The 17,153-nt window shown below is 73.6% G+C and carries 19 protein-coding genes and 1 tRNA gene; 6 read left to right on the top strand and 14 right to left on the bottom strand.

The features are described 5' to 3' along the window. The first annotated feature begins 49 nt into the window (after positions 1 to 49). Positions 50 to 454: a hypothetical protein gene (locus JOD95_RS14100; protein WP_209685592.1), complete on the top strand. Its 405-nt coding sequence runs from the start codon at positions 50 to 52 to the stop codon at positions 452 to 454. Positions 455 to 620: 166 nt separating this feature from the next. Here the strand turns inward: JOD95_RS14100 and JOD95_RS14095 are convergent, their stop codons facing one another. The 5 genes from JOD95_RS14095 to JOD95_RS14075 form a co-directional block, all read right to left on the bottom strand. Then, on the bottom strand, positions 621 to 1,148 hold the full coding sequence (locus JOD95_RS14095; protein WP_209685591.1) for a GNAT family N-acetyltransferase: 528 nt from the start codon (positions 1,146 to 1,148) through the stop codon (positions 621 to 623). 3 nt (positions 1,149 to 1,151) lie between these two features. Then, positions 1,152 to 1,236, bottom strand: a tRNA-Ser gene (locus JOD95_RS14090). Positions 1,237 to 1,298: 62 nt separating this feature from the next. Beyond that, positions 1,299 to 2,243, bottom strand: coding sequence for an HAD family hydrolase (locus JOD95_RS14085; RefSeq protein WP_081985027.1), 945 nt, complete (start codon positions 2,241 to 2,243; stop codon positions 1,299 to 1,301). Further along, positions 2,240 to 3,508, bottom strand: a complete 1,269-nt coding sequence (gene serS, locus JOD95_RS14080; RefSeq protein WP_209685589.1) for a serine--tRNA ligase — start codon at positions 3,506 to 3,508, stop codon at positions 2,240 to 2,242. Before serS ends, JOD95_RS14085 begins: the two co-directional genes overlap by 4 nt. A gap of 74 nt (positions 3,509 to 3,582) precedes the next feature. Further along, the gene (locus JOD95_RS14075) at positions 3,583 to 4,044 is read right to left on the bottom strand and encodes a MarR family winged helix-turn-helix transcriptional regulator (protein WP_209685587.1); all 462 of its coding nucleotides are present in this window, start codon (positions 4,042 to 4,044) and stop codon (positions 3,583 to 3,585) included. Positions 4,045 to 4,104: 60 nt separating this feature from the next. Between JOD95_RS14075 and JOD95_RS14070 the strand changes: the two genes are divergently transcribed. Both JOD95_RS14070 and JOD95_RS14065 read left to right on the top strand, forming a co-directional pair. After that, positions 4,105 to 4,470, top strand: a complete 366-nt coding sequence (locus JOD95_RS14070) for a VOC family protein (protein ID WP_066655875.1) — start codon at positions 4,105 to 4,107, stop codon at positions 4,468 to 4,470. 181 nt (positions 4,471 to 4,651) lie between these two features. After that, positions 4,652 to 5,734, top strand: a complete 1,083-nt coding sequence (locus JOD95_RS14065) for a diacylglycerol kinase family protein (RefSeq protein WP_066658581.1) — start codon at positions 4,652 to 4,654, stop codon at positions 5,732 to 5,734. Positions 5,735 to 5,968: 234 nt separating this feature from the next. Here JOD95_RS14065 and pheA read toward each other — a convergent pair whose 3' ends face one another. From pheA to JOD95_RS14040, 4 genes are all read right to left on the bottom strand, one after another. Then, the gene (gene pheA, locus JOD95_RS14060; RefSeq protein WP_209685585.1) at positions 5,969 to 6,943 is read right to left on the bottom strand and encodes a prephenate dehydratase; all 975 of its coding nucleotides are present in this window, start codon (positions 6,941 to 6,943) and stop codon (positions 5,969 to 5,971) included. A 114-nt stretch (positions 6,944 to 7,057) separates the two neighbouring features. Further along, positions 7,058 to 8,083: a bifunctional helix-turn-helix transcriptional regulator/GNAT family N-acetyltransferase gene (locus JOD95_RS16995; RefSeq protein ID WP_307810456.1), complete on the bottom strand. Its 1,026-nt coding sequence runs from the start codon at positions 8,081 to 8,083 to the stop codon at positions 7,058 to 7,060. Between the two features lie 9 nt (positions 8,084 to 8,092). Further along, a complete protein-coding gene (locus tag JOD95_RS14045) occupies positions 8,093 to 8,548 on the bottom strand; it encodes a hypothetical protein (RefSeq protein WP_144411360.1) in 456 nt (151 codons plus the stop codon). Then, on the bottom strand, positions 8,545 to 10,002 hold the full coding sequence (locus JOD95_RS14040) for a molybdopterin-dependent oxidoreductase (RefSeq protein WP_235426363.1): 1,458 nt from the start codon (positions 10,000 to 10,002) through the stop codon (positions 8,545 to 8,547). Before JOD95_RS14040 ends, JOD95_RS14045 begins: the two co-directional genes overlap by 4 nt. Before the next feature lie 21 nt (positions 10,003 to 10,023). Between JOD95_RS14040 and JOD95_RS14035 the strand changes: the two genes are divergently transcribed. From JOD95_RS14035 to JOD95_RS14025, 3 genes are read left to right on the top strand one after another with little or no spacing between them, the layout of a single operon-like run. Continuing rightward, on the top strand, positions 10,024 to 11,481 hold the full coding sequence (locus tag JOD95_RS14035; protein ID WP_209685583.1) for a glycosyltransferase family 87 protein: 1,458 nt from the start codon (positions 10,024 to 10,026) through the stop codon (positions 11,479 to 11,481). Between the two features lie 10 nt (positions 11,482 to 11,491). Then, on the top strand, positions 11,492 to 12,571 hold the full coding sequence (gene moaA / locus JOD95_RS14030) for a GTP 3',8-cyclase MoaA (protein ID WP_209685581.1): 1,080 nt from the start codon (positions 11,492 to 11,494) through the stop codon (positions 12,569 to 12,571). Between the two features lie 12 nt (positions 12,572 to 12,583). Beyond that, on the top strand, positions 12,584 to 12,814 hold the full coding sequence (locus JOD95_RS14025; RefSeq protein WP_245172441.1) for a MoaD/ThiS family protein: 231 nt from the start codon (positions 12,584 to 12,586) through the stop codon (positions 12,812 to 12,814). A 7-nt stretch (positions 12,815 to 12,821) separates the two neighbouring features. On the opposite strand, the gene JOD95_RS14020 is transcribed toward JOD95_RS14025, so the two are convergent. The 5 genes from JOD95_RS14020 to JOD95_RS14000 are packed head-to-tail and all read right to left on the bottom strand — an operon-like array spanning position 12,822 to position 17,100. Beyond that, positions 12,822 to 13,844: an ABC transporter ATP-binding protein gene (locus JOD95_RS14020; protein ID WP_209685578.1), complete on the bottom strand. Its 1,023-nt coding sequence runs from the start codon at positions 13,842 to 13,844 to the stop codon at positions 12,822 to 12,824. Further along, positions 13,841 to 14,650: an ABC transporter permease gene (locus JOD95_RS14015; RefSeq protein ID WP_209685576.1), complete on the bottom strand. Its 810-nt coding sequence runs from the start codon at positions 14,648 to 14,650 to the stop codon at positions 13,841 to 13,843. Before JOD95_RS14015 ends, JOD95_RS14020 begins: the two co-directional genes overlap by 4 nt. Before the next feature lie 32 nt (positions 14,651 to 14,682). Then, positions 14,683 to 15,516, bottom strand: a complete 834-nt coding sequence (gene modA, locus JOD95_RS14010; RefSeq protein ID WP_209685574.1) for a molybdate ABC transporter substrate-binding protein — start codon at positions 15,514 to 15,516, stop codon at positions 14,683 to 14,685. Between the two features lie 25 nt (positions 15,517 to 15,541). Beyond that, positions 15,542 to 16,690 (bottom strand): HesA/MoeB/ThiF family protein, encoded by a 1,149-nt coding sequence (locus JOD95_RS16990; RefSeq protein ID WP_209685572.1) that lies wholly within the window; start codon positions 16,688 to 16,690, stop codon positions 15,542 to 15,544. Further along, the gene (locus JOD95_RS14000) at positions 16,687 to 17,100 is read right to left on the bottom strand and encodes a molybdopterin-binding protein (RefSeq protein ID WP_066655894.1); all 414 of its coding nucleotides are present in this window, start codon (positions 17,098 to 17,100) and stop codon (positions 16,687 to 16,689) included. Before JOD95_RS14000 ends, JOD95_RS16990 begins: the two co-directional genes overlap by 4 nt. Between the last annotated feature and the right edge of the window lie 53 nt (positions 17,101 to 17,153).

Raw genomic sequence — 17,153 nt, 5'->3', positions numbered from 1 at the left:
GCGTGCAGCGTGCAGCGTGCGGCGCGAGGCGGCGCGCTAGGCTGCCCCGATGACAGCGGGGGCGACGGTCGGTACGGACGAACGGTCGGGGTGGACGCGACCGGGCTGGGTCGCGCTCTACTGGGCGACCGTGGGGCTCGGCGTCCTCGGCGGGGCCTGCTCGTGGCTGTGGCTGTTCCTGGCATCGGAGGAGGCCACCCGCGGCGCGACCCCCGACCGATCGGGAGCGAACCCCGGCATCCCCCTCGGACTCGTCGGACTCGTCGTCGGCCACGTGGTGGGGTTCCTCCTGCTGCTGATGGTGGCGCGCCTCGCTCGCCACGGCGGGGCGTCGGCGGCGCGGTTCGCGGTCCTCGGGCTCGTGATCGGCTCCGGGGTCGGGCTCGCGTGCTCGCTCGCACTCACCGGCGGTGCGCTCGTCGTGCCGTGGCCGGACGCCCCGTACACCCCCTGACGATCGCGCACTGGCTCGACGTCGGGGTCGTGGTTCGACACGCCCGCGCACAACGGGGAGCACGTCGCGCCACGTCGTTCCACGGCGCGAGGTGCTTCCCGTTGTGCAGCGGGCAGGGCGCAGCGGGCAGCGGGCACCGCGCGCGTTCGGCTCGGGCGTCCGCGCGTCAGGCGTCCGGCGCGAGCACCTGGAACATGACGTGGTCCCGCCACTCCCCGGCGATCCGGATGTACTTCGGCGCGAATCCGTACCGCTCGAAGCCGTTCCGCTCGAGCGCCCGCTGCGAGCCGGTGTTCTCCGGGAGGGTCTCTGCCTGGACCCGGTGCAGCCCGAGCTCCCGGAACGCGTGGTCCACCGCGAGCCCGACCGCACGGGTCGCGTGCCCCTGCCGCGTTCGGTCGGCACGGACCCAGTACCCGAGCGCACACGACTGCAGGGCGCCCCGGGTCACACCGCTCAGGGTGATCCGTCCGAGCAACTCGTCGTCATCTCCCACGATCACGAAGGGCACCGAGCCGTTCTGCGCGGCGGCGAGCAGGACACCGATGGTCGCGCGCTGCCCGGCCTCGGTGAAGTAGCTGTCCGGCCGCGTCGGCTCGAACGGTCGCAGGTGATCGGCGCTCGCGCGGACGATCGCGGCGAGCTCGGCTGCATCGGACAGCTCGATCAGTCGGAGGCGGGTCCCGGTGCTCATGTGCGGAGGGTGTGGGATTCGAACCCACGAGACATTGCTGCCCACCTGTTTTCAAGACAGGCTCCATCGGCCGCTCGGACAACCCTCCGTGACGCGACCACGTGGCGAGACGTGATCGCGTCCCGGGCAGTCTAGCGAACCTGCCGTCCGTCAGCGCGGCAGCGCGTCGAGTGCCGCGGCGAGCCCGTCGTCGGTGACCCCGCCGGTCAGCTCGTTGCCCGCGTCGACGACGTCGTCCGGGGCCTGCCCCATGACGACTCCGCGGCCCGAGGTCGACGCCCAGCGCAGCATGTCGATGTCGTTCCGCCCGTCACCCGCCGCCATGACGCGGGAGCGTGGGATGTCGAGCCACTCGCGGACGCGCTCCATCGCGGTGGCCTTCGTCACGCCCTCGGGAGCGATGTCGAGCCACGACGTCCAGCCGACCGAGTACGACACCTTCTGCAGCCCCATGCGCTCGACGACCTGCAGGAAGTCCTCGGTGTCGTGTCCCGGCGAGATGACGACGACGCGGGTGGCCTCGGTCCCGAGCAACTGCTCGAACGGCACGTGCTCGCCGGCGACGGTCATCGTGTCGTCGGGGAAGTTGCCGGAGAGCAGGAAGTGGCCGGTCTCGTCCTCGACGCCGAACGCCGCGTTCGCGAGCGCACCGTGGATGACCTGCAGGACCTCGGTCGGGTCGAACCGCTCGACGTGGACCCGGCGGTAGGACCCGTCGTCCTGACGGGCGAGGGTCAGCGCACCGTTGGCGCACACGACGTACTTCGACCGGAGCCCCAGGCGTTCGAGCAGCGGGATCGTCATGCCCTCGCTGCGTCCGGTGGAGAGCATGACCTCGTGCCCGGCGGCCTCGGCGTCGCGGACGGCGTCGATCACCGTGTCCGTGATGACACCGTCCTCGCGCATCGTCGTGCCGTCCACGTCGAGCGCGACGAGCCAGCGCTTCGTCCGCGGAGAAGTGGCAGCACCACCGGCAGCACCACCGGTGGCACCAGCGACAGCGCCGCCGGCAGCGACCGAGCCCGAGCCGGACGCACCGGCGCCGGAGCCGCCGCCCTGCGCCGACCCGTCGACGAACCGCTCGTGCGCGCTCATCGGGGCTCGATGACCTCGACGCCGCCCAGGTACGGCCGCAGCACCTCGGGCACGACCACCGACCCGTCGGCCTGCTGGTGGGTCTCGAGGATCGCGACGATCCAGCGGGTGGTCGCGAGCGTGCCGTTCAGCGTGGCGACCGGCGCCGTCTTCCCGGTCGACGTGCGGTAGCGGGTGTCGAGGCGACGAGCCTGGAACGTCGTGCAGTTCGAGGTCGACGTGAGCTCGCGGAAGGTGCCCTGCGTCGGGACCCACGCCTCGATGTCGTACTTGCGTGCGGCGCTCGTGCCGAGGTCACCGCCGGCGACGTCGATCACGCGGTAGTGCAGGCCGAGGTCCTGCATCATCGACTCCTGCATCGCGACCAGGCGCTGGTGCTCCGCCTCGGCCTGCTCCGGGAGCACGTACGAGAACATCTCGAGCTTGTTGAACTGGTGCACGCGGAGGATGCCCCGGTTGTCCTTGCCCGCGGACCCGGCCTCGCGCCGGTAGCAGGTCGACCAGCCGGCGTAGCGGATCGGGTCGCCCGACTCCGGGAACGACAGGATCTCGTCGGCGTGGAACCCGGCGAGGGCGACCTCGCTCGTGCCGGTCAGGTAGAGGTCGTCGGCCTCGAGCCGGTAGACCTCGGCCGCGTGCTCGCCGAGGAACCCGGTGCCCGCCATCGTCTCCGGACGCACGAGCGTCGGCGTGATGAGCGGCTCGAACCCGTGCTCCACGGCGCGGTCGAGCCCGAGGTGCATGAGAGCGATCTCGAGCCGGGCGCCCAGGCCGCGGAGGAAGTAGAAGCGCGATCCGGAGACCTTCACGCCGCGCGGGATGTCGATGATGCCGAGGTGCTCGCCGAGGTCGGCGTGGTCCTTCGGCTCGAAGGCGAACTCGGGCTTCGTGCCGACGGTGCGCAGCGTGACGAAGTCGTCCTCGCCGCCCTTCGGCACGTCCGGCAGCACGACGTTCGGGATCGTACGGACCACCCGGTCGAAGGTCTCCTCGGCTGCGGTGACCTCGGCCTGGGCCTCCTTCACGCGTGCGGCGAGCGCCTGCGCCTGCTGCACGAGCGCGGGCTTCTCGTCCTTCGGGGCCTTCGCGACGGTCTTGCCGAACGCGTTCTGCTCGGCGCGCAGCGCCTCGAACGACGTGATCGCAGCGCGGCGGGCGGTGTCGGCGGACACCGCGTCGTCGACGACGGAGACGGAGGCGCCGCGCGCCTCCTGCGAGGCCTTGATGAGGTCAGGGTTGTCGCGCAGGAGCTGCAGATCGATCACCGGATCATCCTAGAGGGAGCGTGTGACCGCCGGACGGGAGGCCCGTGGCGGCCCCGCCACGGGCCTCCCGTCCGTCAGTCGGTCACGGCACCCGACGGGACGTCACGCAGGGCGGCGACCATCCCGCGCAGCAGGCGGAAGGCCGCTGCGCGGCCCGCCTCGTCGAGGTCCCGGGTCATCCGGAGCTCGACCTGCCGGACCGCCGCACTCGCCGCCTCGCGCTGTCGCCGTCCGGCTGCGGTGAGCGTGGTGGGGAGCACCTTGCCCGTGGTCGGGGTGGCCGGCCGGGTGACGATGCCGTCGCGCTCGAGCTGCTGCAGGAGCGTGTTCATCGACTGCCGGGTGACGAAGGTGCCGCGCGCGAGGTCGGAGTTCGACATGCCGGGGCGCTGGGCGAGCAGTTCGAGGCACGAGTAGTGCGTGACCGTCATGCCGAGGGGACGGAGGGCGTCCTCCATGGCGGCACGCAGGGCACTGGCGGCCTCCTTCAGGACGTAGCCGACCGAGCTGTCGAGGTCGATCCGCGCTTGACGCATGTCAGGAGTCTGACACATACTGCTCGTGTCAGGCATCTGACACAGACGAAGGAGCACACCATGCCCGCCACCGGGATCGACTTCACCTCGCTGCAGGTCCGCGACCTCGACGCCTCGCAGGCGTTCTACGAGCGGTACCTCGGACTCGTCCGCTCCCCCGCCGGCCCGCCGCACGCCGTGGTCTTCCAGACCGAGCCGATCGCGTTCGCGCTCCGCGACCTCGTACCCGGGACGGACCTGTCCGCCGGGCAGCCCGCGCTCGGCGTCGCACTGTGGTTCCACGCGACCGACGTCCAGGCGATCCACGACGCGCTCGTCGCCGACGGGCACACGATCGTGACCCCGCCGTTCGACGGCCCGTTCGGTCGGACGTTCACCTTCGCGGACCCGGACGGCTACCCGGTCACGCTGCACGACCGGCGCTGAGCCGGACGGGCGGGTCGCCGACGCGGGCGGGTCGCCGACGCGGGCGGTCGCGCCGACCCGGACGGGCCGGTCAGCGACGCGCGCGGTCGTGCGCCGGTACGGCCGGTCGGGTTGCCGACCCGGGCGGTCGCGCGCCGACCCGGCCGGTCGCTCGCAGGCGTCCGTCGGTAACGTCGGCAGCATGTCGACACCATCGGAGACCGCGCCCGCGGGCCAGGACGCCCTCCCCACCGAGCAGAAGACGGCCGCGGTCGTCTACAACCCGGTGAAGGTGGACCTCGAGACCCTGCAGCGCACCGTCGCGGAGCACGAGCAGGAGGCCGGCTGGGCCGAGACCCTCTGGTTCGAGACCTCGGAGGAGGACCCGGGCGGCGGCATGGCGAAGGCCGCGCTCGACGCCGGAGCCGACGTCGTCGCAGCGGCCGGCGGTGACGGCACCGTCCGTGCCGTGGCCGAGATCGTGCACGGGTCCGACGCCGTGCTCGCCCTGCTGCCGAGCGGCACCGGCAACCTGCTCGCCCGGAACATCCCGGCGCCGATCGACGACCTCGGTGCGAGCGTCCGGACGATCTTCCGCGGCGAGGACCGCCCGATCGACTTCGGTGAGCTCGAGGTCGAGCGCGAGGGCGGTGAGCGCGAGCAGTTCGGCTTCGTCGTCATGGCCGGGCTCGGGCTCGACGCCCGGATGCTCGCCAACACGAACGACGACCTGAAGAAGAAGGTCGGCTGGCTCGCCTACGTCGACTCGCTCTTCCGGTCGCTCCGCGACGCCGACGCCTTCGAGTTCCGGTACCGGCTCGACGGCGAGGGCAACCAGTCCGTGCGCGCGCACTCGCTCATCGTCGGGAACTGCGGGATGCTGCAGGCCGGCGCGACGCTCCTGCCGGACGCCGAGATCGACGACGGTGTGTTCGACATCGTCGTGATGCGGCCCCGCGGGTTCTTCGGGTGGGTCCGGATCGGCGCCCGGGTGTTCTGGGAGAACGCGATCCTGCGCTCGTTCCGCCGCTCGAAGATCGGGCAGACCCAGGTCGGCAAGCGCATCGCCACCGCGGCCCGCGACGAACGACCGCTGCGCTACATCCGCGGTCAGGAGTTCGTGGCGCGGCTCGAGCGTCCGGACGAGTTCGAGATCGACGGCGACCCGGTCGGCGAGGTCGTGGCGTTCAAGGCGCGCATCGACACCGGTGGGCTGCGGGTGCGCGTCGCCGGACCGCAGGACCAGACCCGCAACACGCGCCGGGTCGAGAACGCCCACAGCTGACGCGGGCCCCCTTCCGGCGGGCGTGCGCCTGCTGGGACGGAGAGCGGCCCGCACAACCGGAGGCACGTCGAACCACCGAAGAGCGTGGTGCGACGTGCCTCCGGTTGTTCGGCGGCACGTCGCGCCACTGCCGGACCAGCCGCTCCGCCGGGCTCGGCCGCGCGCGCCAGGCTCGGGCTCGACGTCGGGCTCGGCCGGGCTCGGGCTCGGCCGGGCTCGGGCTCGGGCTCGGGCTCAGCCGGCCTCGGGCTCGGGCTCGACGTCGGGCTCGCCGGAGACGATCGCGCGGAGCCAGTCCCGCGCCTCGACGAACGCCTCGTCCGAGTAGCGCGCGGAGACCTCCGGGCGGAAGCCGTCGGCGCGCGGGTACGACCCGAGGAACGTCACGCGGGGGCTGAACCGGCGCAGGCCGAGCAGGGCGTCGGCCACCCGCTCGTCGTGCACGTGGCCGTCGAGGTCGATCACGAACCGGTAGCGCCCGAGCTCGTCGCCGATCGGCCGCGAGGACAGCAGCCCCATGTTGATGCCCCGCGTCGCGAACTGCTCGAGCATGTCGACCAGGGCGCCGGGGTGCTCGCTCGGCAGCTCGACGATGACGCTCGTCTTGTCCGCTCCCGTGCGCTCCGGGATCGCGAGCGTGCGTGACACGAGCACGAAGCGGGTGACCGCCGAGGCGTTGTCGCCGATGGACGACGCGAGCACCGCCAGGTCGTGGTGGTCGGTGATCCCCGGCGGGGCCACGGCGGCGTCCGCGACGGGGTGCTCGTCGAGCAGCGCGGTCGCGGCGGCGACGTTCGACGACGCCGGGATGTGGCCGTGGCCGCGCAGGTTGGTCTCGAGCCAGCGGTGCGTCTGCGCGTACGCGACCGGGTGCGCGTTCACGGTCCGCACGTCCGACAGGGCGGTGCCGTGCCGGGCCACGAGCACGAAGTCGACGGGCACGAGGTACTCGCCCACGATCCGCACGCCGGGGATCCGCGCCAGGGCGTCCTGCGTGGCGCTGACGCCGCCGTCGACGCTGTTCTCGATCGCGATCACCGCTCCGACCGACCGTCCCGTCACGACGTCGTCGAGCGCCTCGCCGACGTTGTTCACGCTGCGCCAGGGCTTGCCGGCGGCGGCCTCGACGAGCTTGAGTGCCGCCTCGGTGAACGTGCCGGCGGGTCCGAGGTAGGAGTACGTGTCGGACGGCGTGGCACGGTCGGTCATGCGCCAGATCCTACTGGTGTACCAGTCACCCGCGACGCGAGCAGACCGACCAGACCGACCGAACCGACCAGGCCGACCGAACCGACCAGGCCGACCAGGGCGCCGGCCCGGACGTCAGGACCGGACGAGCATCGTGTCCGAGTCCCCGTTCCGCCCGACCGTCCGGAACCCGGCCCGCTCGTACGCGATCCGCGCCCCGGTGTTGCCGTCCTCGACGCTCAGGCTGACACCCGGCCAGCCCGCGGCCCGGCCGGCGTCGAGCAACCGCGCGAGCAGCGCCGTGCCGATCCCCCGACCCCGCCCGCGCGCCTCGACGGCCATCGTGAGTTCCGGGACGTCCTCGGCCACGAACCCGTACCCGGGGTCGTCCGCCGGCAGGAACCGCGCCCACGCCACCCCGACCGGTCCCTCGCCGTCCACCGCCACGACGCCGTGGTCGCGGGCGGGGTCGAAACCGACGAAGTAGTGCGCGAACTCGGGGCGGTCGAGGTCGGCGTCCACGAAGGACGGGGCCTTCCAGTTCATCGCCGCGAGCGTCGCGTGCCGGAGCAGCCCGGTGTCGTCCGCAGTCGCGTCCCGGAAGAGCACGCCCGCCGGTGCCGCAGGCGACGCACCCGTCAGACGCTCCTCGCACAGCACCTCGCCGTCGGACCGCGGGTAGGTCAGCGCCGCGAACCGCCCCTCGGGGTCGAGCCGCCCGAGCAGCGCCCGCGTGATGCCGTCGAGCTGCCGGACCTGCTCGTCGCTCAGCGCGTCGATGACGAAGCGTCGGGCGGTCCGGACGTGGTCGGGCGCCGCCGCGACGATGGCCGCGAACCCGTCGTCGGTCAGTCGGACGTCGGTGGCTCGGCGGTCGTCGACCGAGGGGCACCGGGTGACGAGCCCGCGCTTCTCGAGCCGCGACACCACGTGCGACAGGCGCGGCAGGGACGCGTTCGTCGCCGCGGCGAGCGCCGACATCCGGAGCGTGCGCGACTCGGTCTCCGACAGCATCGCGACGACCATGTAGTCGAAGTGGGTCAGATCGGCGTCCCGCTGGAGCTGCTGGTCGAGCGCGGCCGGGAGGAGTTCCATGACGGCGACCAGCTTCATCCACGCGCGGAGCTGGTCGCGCGTGAGCCAGGGCGTCTCGTCCGTCATGCACTCATGCTAGCCATTGGTTGTCGATGCAACCAGTGGTCGCGGGGATCGTCGGGCACGGACGACGCCCACCACGAGTGCCACCACGACGACCGCGAGCAGCAGCCCCTCGACGACGAGCAACCGCGTGGTGTAGTCGAACGGCAGCACGGTCGGGTTCTTCTGTCCGTGCTGCTTCGCGGCGATCTCCGGGAGCACCACCAGGGCGAGCACGCTCCCGAGCACCACCGCGGTCTGCACGACGACGAGCACCCCGGCGCCGAGCGTCCTGCCGGTCCGACGGAGCAGGAGTCCCGCTCCGACCACGAACGGCGACAGCACGACGTCGTGCAGCACGACCGCGCCGAGCAGCCACGTCGCCAGGCCCCAGATGCGGTTCGGTCGGACGGTCGTGACGAGCACGTACGCACCGAACGCCATCACGAGCACGCCCACGACGACGAGCACGATCCTCGCGGCCCTCATCGGATCACCTCGATCTTCCCGATCCACTTCGTCTGCAGCACGCCGGGTCGTCCCGGCGCGATGACCCGGGCGGGGAACCCGTGGTCCAGGTCGAGCGTCTTCCCGTTCACCTCGAGCGCGAGGAGCGTCGTCGGGTCGGACGCGTACTCCGGGCCCATCTCGGTGACCCGGTACCCGCCGCTCTTCTCGAGGCTCGTGATCCGCAGCGCCGACACCGGGTCGGCCTGCACGGAGGCGAGCAGGTCCCGCATCCGGACACCCCGCCACGACGCCACCTGGCTCCACCCCTCGACGCACGAGATCGGCAGGTCCGCGGTGGCGGTGCCGAGCGCGACGAGCTCGGCGCGGGAGAACGTCCGCGTGACGTCCGGACCGACGACGGTCAGCGTCCAGTCCGCCGCGGTCGCGGTCGCCAGCACGCCGGCGGCGCGAGCGGTGCGGTTGACGGGAAGGTCGTCCGGGCCGATGTACCGCTGGCGGGCACCGAAGACGTTGAGCGGTTCGAGGAGCCGGTTCGACTGTCCCGCGGTGAGCGCGACGACGCCGACGGTCGCCGCCGTCACACCCGCCACGAACCCGCGGCGGGCGATCCGCTGACGGGGTCCGGGGAGCGCGTCGTCGTGCTCCGGCCGGGAGGCGCGACCCGCCTCCGCCCCGCCGGCACCGTCCCCGAGACTCGGCTCCGCGGACGTGTTCGCGGTCCCGAGACCGCGAACCTGTCCGCCAGGGCGAGTCTCGGCGGCGCCCGCCGGCGCAGCCGGCGCAGCCGCGCCGTCCACCCACCGCAGCAGGCGGCCGGTCAGGCCGCGGGGGTACGCCCCGGCCGTCTGCTCGGCCGCGGGGCGTCCACCCACGGCGGGGCGGGCCTCCCGGCCGTCCGGCAGCAGCTCGCTGCCCACCGTCGGGTCCGCGACGAACCGACCCTCGGCGTCGTAGGCGTCCCGCGCCCGCCAGTAGCGCACGATCACGGGCAGCTTCGACGCGATGTGCACGACGAGCGAACCGATGATCAGGTACGACATGGCGTAGTGGACCTGGCGGAACGGGAACGGCCACGGGTACCACTGGTACGTGTTCAGCAGGCCGGTGCCGACCTGCACGATCGACGCCGACACGAGCACCGCGATCGACAGCCGCTCGAGCAGGTGCAGGACCCCGCGCACCGGCGGGACCTGGGCCAGCGCGGGCATGACGACGTTCAGCTTGGCGAGCAGCAGCGGGATGATCGCGATGCCCGCGGTGATGTGCAGGCCCTGCGTGAACTGGTAGAGCTGCGTCGGCCGGGTCGGGAAGCGCATCCACGGCAGGGGGTCCTGCAGCAGGTGGCTGTAGACGCCGGTCCCGAAGCAGACGACGAACGCGATGCCGAGCAGGCGACCCCAGACGACGGCCGAGCGGGCGTTGCGGTTCGGGGACGCCATGGTCGCGCGTGCATCCAGCAGGACCCGGCGCACGATCGGTAGCCTCGGGGAACCATGAGCAGACGACCGCGCGCCGCCTCCGTCCCGACGACCGCGGTCGTGTCGACCGTCCTGTCCGTCGTCGGCGTGCTGGCGCTGGCGGGTGTCATCGCCTTCGGCATCACGCATCTGGGGTTCCTCCGTGCCGGTCATCGTGCACCATTCGTTGCCTGGACGCTCATCGCTTGGGCGGTCTTCGCGGGAGCAGTGGTCGCCGTGCGGTTCGTGCCCCGCGAGTGGACGACCCGGATCGTCCTCGGTGGGGCGGTCGTGGTCGGCATCGCGGCGCTCGTCGGCCCGCCGAACACCAGTACCGACTCTGCCCGGTACGCCTGGGACGGCATCGTGCAACACGCCGGCATTTCACCGTACGCCCACACGCCGCAGTCGAACGCGCTGGCCGACCTGCGCCCGGACTGGCTGTTCCCGGACAAGATCGACGGCACCTGCAAGCCGCTCGAGCCGCGGATGCGCGGGCTCGGCGACGGAGCCGACGGGCACTGCGTCGCCATCAACCGGCCGGACGTGACCACGATCTACCCGCCGATGGCGCAGCTGTGGTTCGCCGGTGTGCGCGCCTTCGTGCCCGCGACCGCGCAGTACATGCCGTTCCAGGTCGCGGGACTCCTCGTCTCCCTCGGCGTCACGATCGGTCTGGTCGCGGTGCTCCGTCGCGTCGGCCGCCCGACCTGGTGGGCCGCGCTGTGGGCCTGGTCGCCGCTCGTCGCGTCCGAGGCGGTCACGAACTCGCACGTCGACGTCGTCGGTGCCGCCCTCGCCACGGCGGGCGTCGTGCTCGTCGCCTTCGGTCGGCCGATCTGGGGCGGGATCGCCCTCGGTGCGGCGACGGCCACCAAGCTCATCCCGGCGATCGTCTACCCGCCCCTGCTCGGCCGGTGGCGGTACTGGTGGGCGGTCCCCGTCGGCATCGCCACGTTCGCGCTGCTCTACGTGCCCTACGTGCTCACGACCGGCGTGAAGGTCCTCGGGTACCTGCCCGGCTACCTGTCCGAGGAGGGCTACGAGGACGGCTCCCGGTTCGCCCTGGTCTCGTCCGTGATCGAGGGCGATGCGGCGACGATCGTCGTCGGGCTCGTGGTGCTCCTGGCCGCCGTGGTGTCCTGGCGCCTCGCGGACCCCGCACGGCCGTGGTCCGCCGAGGTGTTCATGATCGGTGTGACCTTCCTCGCCGTGACCCCGCGGTACCCCTGGTACGCGCTGCTCCTCATCCCCTTCGTGGTCCTCTCGGGTCGGTGGGAGTGGATGGCCCTGAACCTCGCCATCGCCCTGCGCGGGGTCTGGCCCTCGGCGCCCGCGTTCCGGTGGTGGCTCCTCGCCGCGGTGCTCGTGATCGTGGTCGTCACGCTCGTCCGCACCCGGCGCGAGGACTGGGTGCGCTGGGGACGACGACTCGACCCCCGTGGGTGGCGGTCCGTGGACCCCCGCACCCGCGACCGCATCGACGCGGGGTAGCATCACGGGGATGACGGCGCGGATCCTGCCCTCGACCGGCCTGCTGCGCCGGGTGCGCAGCGAGTCGCCGGCCATCCCTCCTCGACCCGTCGACGACCCCGGGCTCGTCGACCGGTTCGCCCGGCGCGCCGTCGACCTGCGGGTCTCGCTCACCGAGCGCTGCAACCTCCGATGCACGTACTGCATGCCGGCGGAGGGGCTGCCCGTGATCCCGTCCGACGCGCTCATGACGGCGGCGGAGATCGACCGTCTGGTCGGCCTCGCCGCCGGCACCCTCGGCGTGCGCAAGGTCCGCTTCACCGGTGGTGAGCCGCTCCTGCGCGCCGACCTCGTCGACATCGTCCGTCGGTGCTCGGCCCACGACGTCGAACTGTCGATCACCACGAACGCGATCGGCCTGGCGAACCGCGCACAGGCCCTGGCGGACGCCGGACTGCGCCGCGTCAACGTCTCGCTCGACACCGTCGACCCGGACGTCTTCGCCGAGGTCACCCGGCGCCCGTTCCTCGACCGCGTGCTCGAGGGCATCGCCGCCGCGGCGGACGCGGGTCTCGGGGTCAAGGTCAACGCGGTGCTGCTCCGCGGGGTGAACGACCACCTCGCCGTCGACCTGCTCGCCTGGTGCCTCGAGCGCGGGCACGAGCTGCGCTTCATCGAGCAGATGCCGCTCGACCCGGGGCACGCCTGGGACGGCGCCACCATGGTCACGGCGGAGGAGACCCGCGCCCTGCTCGGCGAGCACTACCGGCTCGAGCCCGACGAGGCGCCGCGTGACGGCGCCCCCGCCGAGCGGTACCGCGTGTCGACGCTCGACGGCGAAGCGCTCGGCACCGTCGGTGTGATCGCGAGCATCACCGAGTCGTTCTGCGCCGACTGCACCCGCACGCGCCTGACCGCCGAGGGACACGTGCGCTCCTGCCTGTTCTCGGACGACGAGGTCGACCTGCTCGGCCCCCTGCGCGCCGGCGCCGACGACGACGTCCTGCTCGACACCTGGCGACGCGCGATGTGGGCGAAGCCGCGGGACCACGGCGACGACGCGGACGGGATCGTGCACCCGTCCCGCGGCATGAGTGCGATCGGAGGCTGACCGGTGACGACGATGCGGTTCTTCGCCGCGGCCCGCGCGGCCGTCGGCCAGGACGAGACCACGGTGGCCGCGACGACGCTCGATGCGGCACTGCGGGGCGTCACGGCGGCCGATCCGGACCGGTGGACGGCGTTGCAGGAGCGGTGCTCGTACCTCGTCGACGGGGTCACGACGCGCGACCGCTCGACGTCGCTCGACGGCGTCGCGACCGTCGACGTGATGCCCCCGTTCGCCGGCGGCTAGGCCACCGTCACGCGGGCGCGGCGACGCTGACCTCGTCCGGGTCGACAGCGATCCGCACGGCCACGCCCGGCTCCAGACCGAGGGCCGCGGCCGACGCGACGGTCACGTCGGCCACCAGGTCACCCGCGTGCACCCGCACCAGCCCGTCACGCGGTTCCACCGCGGTCACCGTCCGTGCCAGCCCCGGCCCGTCACGGCGCACGCGCGCCGCGGTCGGGTGCAGGGCCGCGACCGCGGGTCGGCCGGGAGGCACGGTGTGCGTCGCGGACGCCAGCTCACCGCCGCCGTCGAGCGCGATCCCGGTCGGCGTGGCCGTCCCGGGGACGAGCACCAGTCCGGAGAAGGACGCCGAGAACGGCGTGCGCGGTTGCCGGAGGACGGCCTCGGTGCGCCCCTCCTCGACGACGCGGCCGTCCTGCAGCACGACGACGCGGTCGGCGAGCGTGACGGCCTCGAGCGGGTCGTGCGTGACGAGGAGGGTCGGGCGGCCGCGCAGGGCGGCGCGCAGCGCCGCGCGGACCTCGGTGCGGGCGTCGACGTCGAGCGCCGTGGTCGGCTCGTCGAGGAGCAGCAGCGCGGGCTCCGTCGCGAGGGCACGGGCGACCGCGACACGCTGCGCCTGCCCGCCGGACAGCGTGGTCGGAGACCGGTCGGCGAGTACGGACGCACCGACGGCGGCGAGGGCCGTGGCGGCGCGGTGTCGTGCCTCCCGGCGGCCGGCCCCGGTGGCACGCGGGCCGAAGGCGACGTTGCCGGCGACCGTGCGGTGGGCGAAGAGGTCCGGGCGTTGTGCGACCAGGCCGACCCGGCGGCGGTGCGTCGGCACGGACGTCAGGTCGCGGCCTGCGAGCACGACACTGCCGTCGCGCGTGCGGAGGAGGCCGGCGAGGGCCTCGACGACGGTCGACTTGCCGGCGCCGTTCGGCCCGACCAGCGCGACGCACTCGTCGGGGCCGATCGTCAGGCGCACGTCGACGTCCCGCTCGGGCACGAGCACGTGAGCGACGAGCCCCGCTCCACCGCCCGTCACGTCGTCACCGGGCGGGTGCGCACCGTCGTCGTCCCGATCACGACGAGGGCGACCACGACGAGGACGAGCGCGAGCGCGACGGCGGTGTCCGGGTCGATCTCGCGCTGCAGGTAGACCTCGAGCGGGAGCGTCCGGGTGACCCCCTGCAGGCTGCCGGCGAAGGTGAGGGTGGCGCCGAACTCGCCGAGCGCCCGCGCCCCGCAGAGCACCAGGCCGGAGGTGATGCCCGGGAGCACGCGAGGCGTCGTGACGGTGAGGAACGTCCGGGTCGGTCCGGCGCCGAGCGTGGCGGCGACCCGTTCGGCGCGACCGCCGCCGGTGCGGAGCGAGCCCTCGATCGACGACACCAGGAACGGCATCGACACGAAGACCTGCGCCGTCACGACCGCCGTCGTGGTGAAGGCGATCCGGAGCCCGTGCTCGTCGAGGAACGCGCCGAGCACGCCGAGCCGCCCGAAGGCCGCGAGCAGGGCGAGACCGCCGACCACGGGCGGGAGCACGAGCGGCAGGAGGACGAGCGCACGGAGGACCCCGACCCAGCGGGAGGTCGAGCGGGCGAACAGCACCGCCAGCGGGTAGCCGAGGACGAACGCGACCCCGGTGGCGGCGGCCGCGGTGCCGAGGCTCAGCCCGAGCGCGGTGGTCGACGCGGGTGCCGTGACCAGGGCGACGAACGACGACCAGTCGACCCGACCGACCATCGCGGCCACGGGCACGACGACGAACAGGCCGCCGAGGACCGCGGGGACCGGGAGCCACCACGGCACGGGGGTCCGCTGGTGGCGCTGGGGCGTCCTGCTCGTCATCGTCCTGGTCGTCCGGTGCATCGCGGTCGTCGTCAGGGTGCGCCGAAGCCGGCGTCCGTGAGCACCTTGCGGCCGGCGTCGGAGCGGACGAACGCGGCGAACGACGCGGCGGTCTCCGGGTTCGCGGACTCCTTGAGGACACCGATCGGGTACGTGTTCACGGCCTCGGACGACTCCGCGAACGGGACGCCCTCGACCTTCCCCCCGGAGCCCTCGACGTCGGTGACGTAGACGAGCCCGGCGTCGGCCTGCCCGGACTCGACCTTCCCGAGGACGTCGGTGACCGACTGCTCCTCGCTCACCGGTCGGAGCTCGACGCCCGCGGCCCGCTCGACCTCCGCCGTCGCCGCACCGCACGGCACGGGGGCGGCGCAGGTGACGACCTGCAGGTCGGACGCGGTGAGGTCGCGGAGGTCCGCGACGCGCTCGGGGTTCCCGGGCGCGACGGCGATCTCGAGGGTGTTCGTCGCGAAGTCGCGGGGCCACCCCGTCGCCAGGTCGGTCGTCGCGAGCTTCGCCATGGTCGCCTCGTCGGCGGAGGCGAACACGTCGGCGGGGGCGCCGTTGCGGATCTGCGAGACGAGGTCGCTCGAACCGGCGAACGAGAACGTGACCGTGGTCCCCGGGTGCCGCCGCTCGTACTGCTCCCCGAGCTCCGTGAGGGTGCGCTGGAGCGAGGCGGCCGCGAAGACCGTGATCGACCCGGTCGGGCCCGTGCTGCCCGTGGCGGTGCCGCTCGCCGAGGTGCCCGTCGCCCTGCTCCCCGTCGCGCCGCCGGTGGCGGGCCGGGCCGTGCACGCGGCGAGGCTCGTCCCGACGACGACCACGAGCGCGATCGCAACAGAGGTTCGCAGGAGCGTCTTCACGGGGCGATCCTAGCCGCACCTGCGGTCAGGAGGTGATCGGGTGGCCCTCCTGACCCCATGCGGTGATCCCGCCGTCGAGGACCGTGACGGACGACGCCCCCGCCGGCCGGTCCGCGATGGCCTGACGTGCCCAGGCGGTGGCGCGCTTCCCGGACGCGCACACGACGACCAGTTCGCCGACCGCCCCGGAGCCGCCGAGGTCGTCCGGGGTCCGCGAGCCCGGGATCACCCCGGTCGCGCGCTCCGCCTCGGTCCGGACGTCGACGAGGACGATCCGGTCGCCGGCGACGTCGGCCGCACCGTCGTCACCGAGTCGTCGTGCCAGCTCGGCGGGGGCGATCCGCGGCGGCTCCGCGACCGCCGACGCCGCGGGACGGACCGATCCCGGGCCGCGACGCAGGACGCTCTCGGTCCAGCGCCACCGACGGGCGTCCACCGTGAGCACCCGGCCGAGCAGCGGCTCGCCGAGCCCGGCGACCAGGGCGGTGACCTGCGCCGCCATCACCGCGCCCACCGCGCCGCACAGGGCGGGCAGCACGCCGTCCGCGGCGCAGGAGCCCTCGTCCGGCAGCGCCTCGGGGTGGAGGTCGTGGAAGTCGACCGGGTCGGCGGCGGCGTCGTGGAAGACGGAGACCTGTCCGTCGTAGCCGAGCGCGGTGCCCCAGACGAAGGGCACGCCCGCCGCGGCGCACGCGTCGGAGACGGCACGGGTGACCTCGACGCTGTCCGCCGCGTCGACCACCACGTCGTGGTCGGCGACGTGCTCGGGGCGGAAGCGCTCGGTCAGGGCGACGACCTCGACGACGGCGTCGACGCCGCGCACCCGGTCGGCTGCGCACGCCGCCTTCGAGCGCCCCACGTCGGCGGCAGCGAACAGCGTCTGTCGCGCCAGGTTCGACGTGTCCACCGTGTCGTGGTCGACGATCGTGATCCGGCCGAGCCCGGAGCCGGCCAGGTACGTCAGGACGGGTGCGCCGAGCCCGCCCGCTCCGACGACGAGGACCCGGGCGCCGGCGAGCGCGTCGAGCGCCGCCTGCCCGGCACCGTCGAGCGCGGCCGTGCGCGAGGTGCTCCGCCGCCGGGCGGCGAGCGCTGTGGGGTCGGGCGTGGCCGGGTCGGGCGTGGCTGGGTCGGACACGGCGGGGTCGGGCGTGGCGGGGTCGGGCGTGGTCACCGTGCGCGCTCCGGCTGCTCCGGCACCTCGACGGTGACCATCGTGGCCTTGACGGACGCGACCGCGACGGAACCGACCTCGAGCCCGAGGTCGCGGACGGCCTCGGCGGTCATCAGGGACACCACGCGGTTCGGGCCGGCCTGCAGCTCCACCTGGGCGACCACCCCCTCGACGACCAGGTCGGTGACGATGCCGACGAAGCGGTTCCGCGCCGAGCTGCGGACACCGGACGGGTCGTCGAGCCCGGCGTCACGACCGCGGACGTACGCGGCGAGGTCCCGCCCCTCGACCACCGTGCGGCCGGACGGGTCCTCGGAACGGGGCAGCGTGCCGGCGTCGACCAGGCGCCGGACGGTGTCGTCGCTGACGCCCAGGTACCGCGCGGCGTCTCGGATGCGGAGTGTCGTCATGGTGTCCGTGACCCTACGGCATGGCGAACTCTCACGGAGGGGACAGCGGTACG

The organism is Curtobacterium sp. 1310 (assembly GCF_017834105.1).
Lineage (GTDB): Bacteria > Actinomycetota > Actinomycetes > Actinomycetales > Microbacteriaceae > Curtobacterium.
Note: the sequence above shows the minus strand (reverse complement) of the source record. Positions and strands in the feature narration are given on the sequence as shown.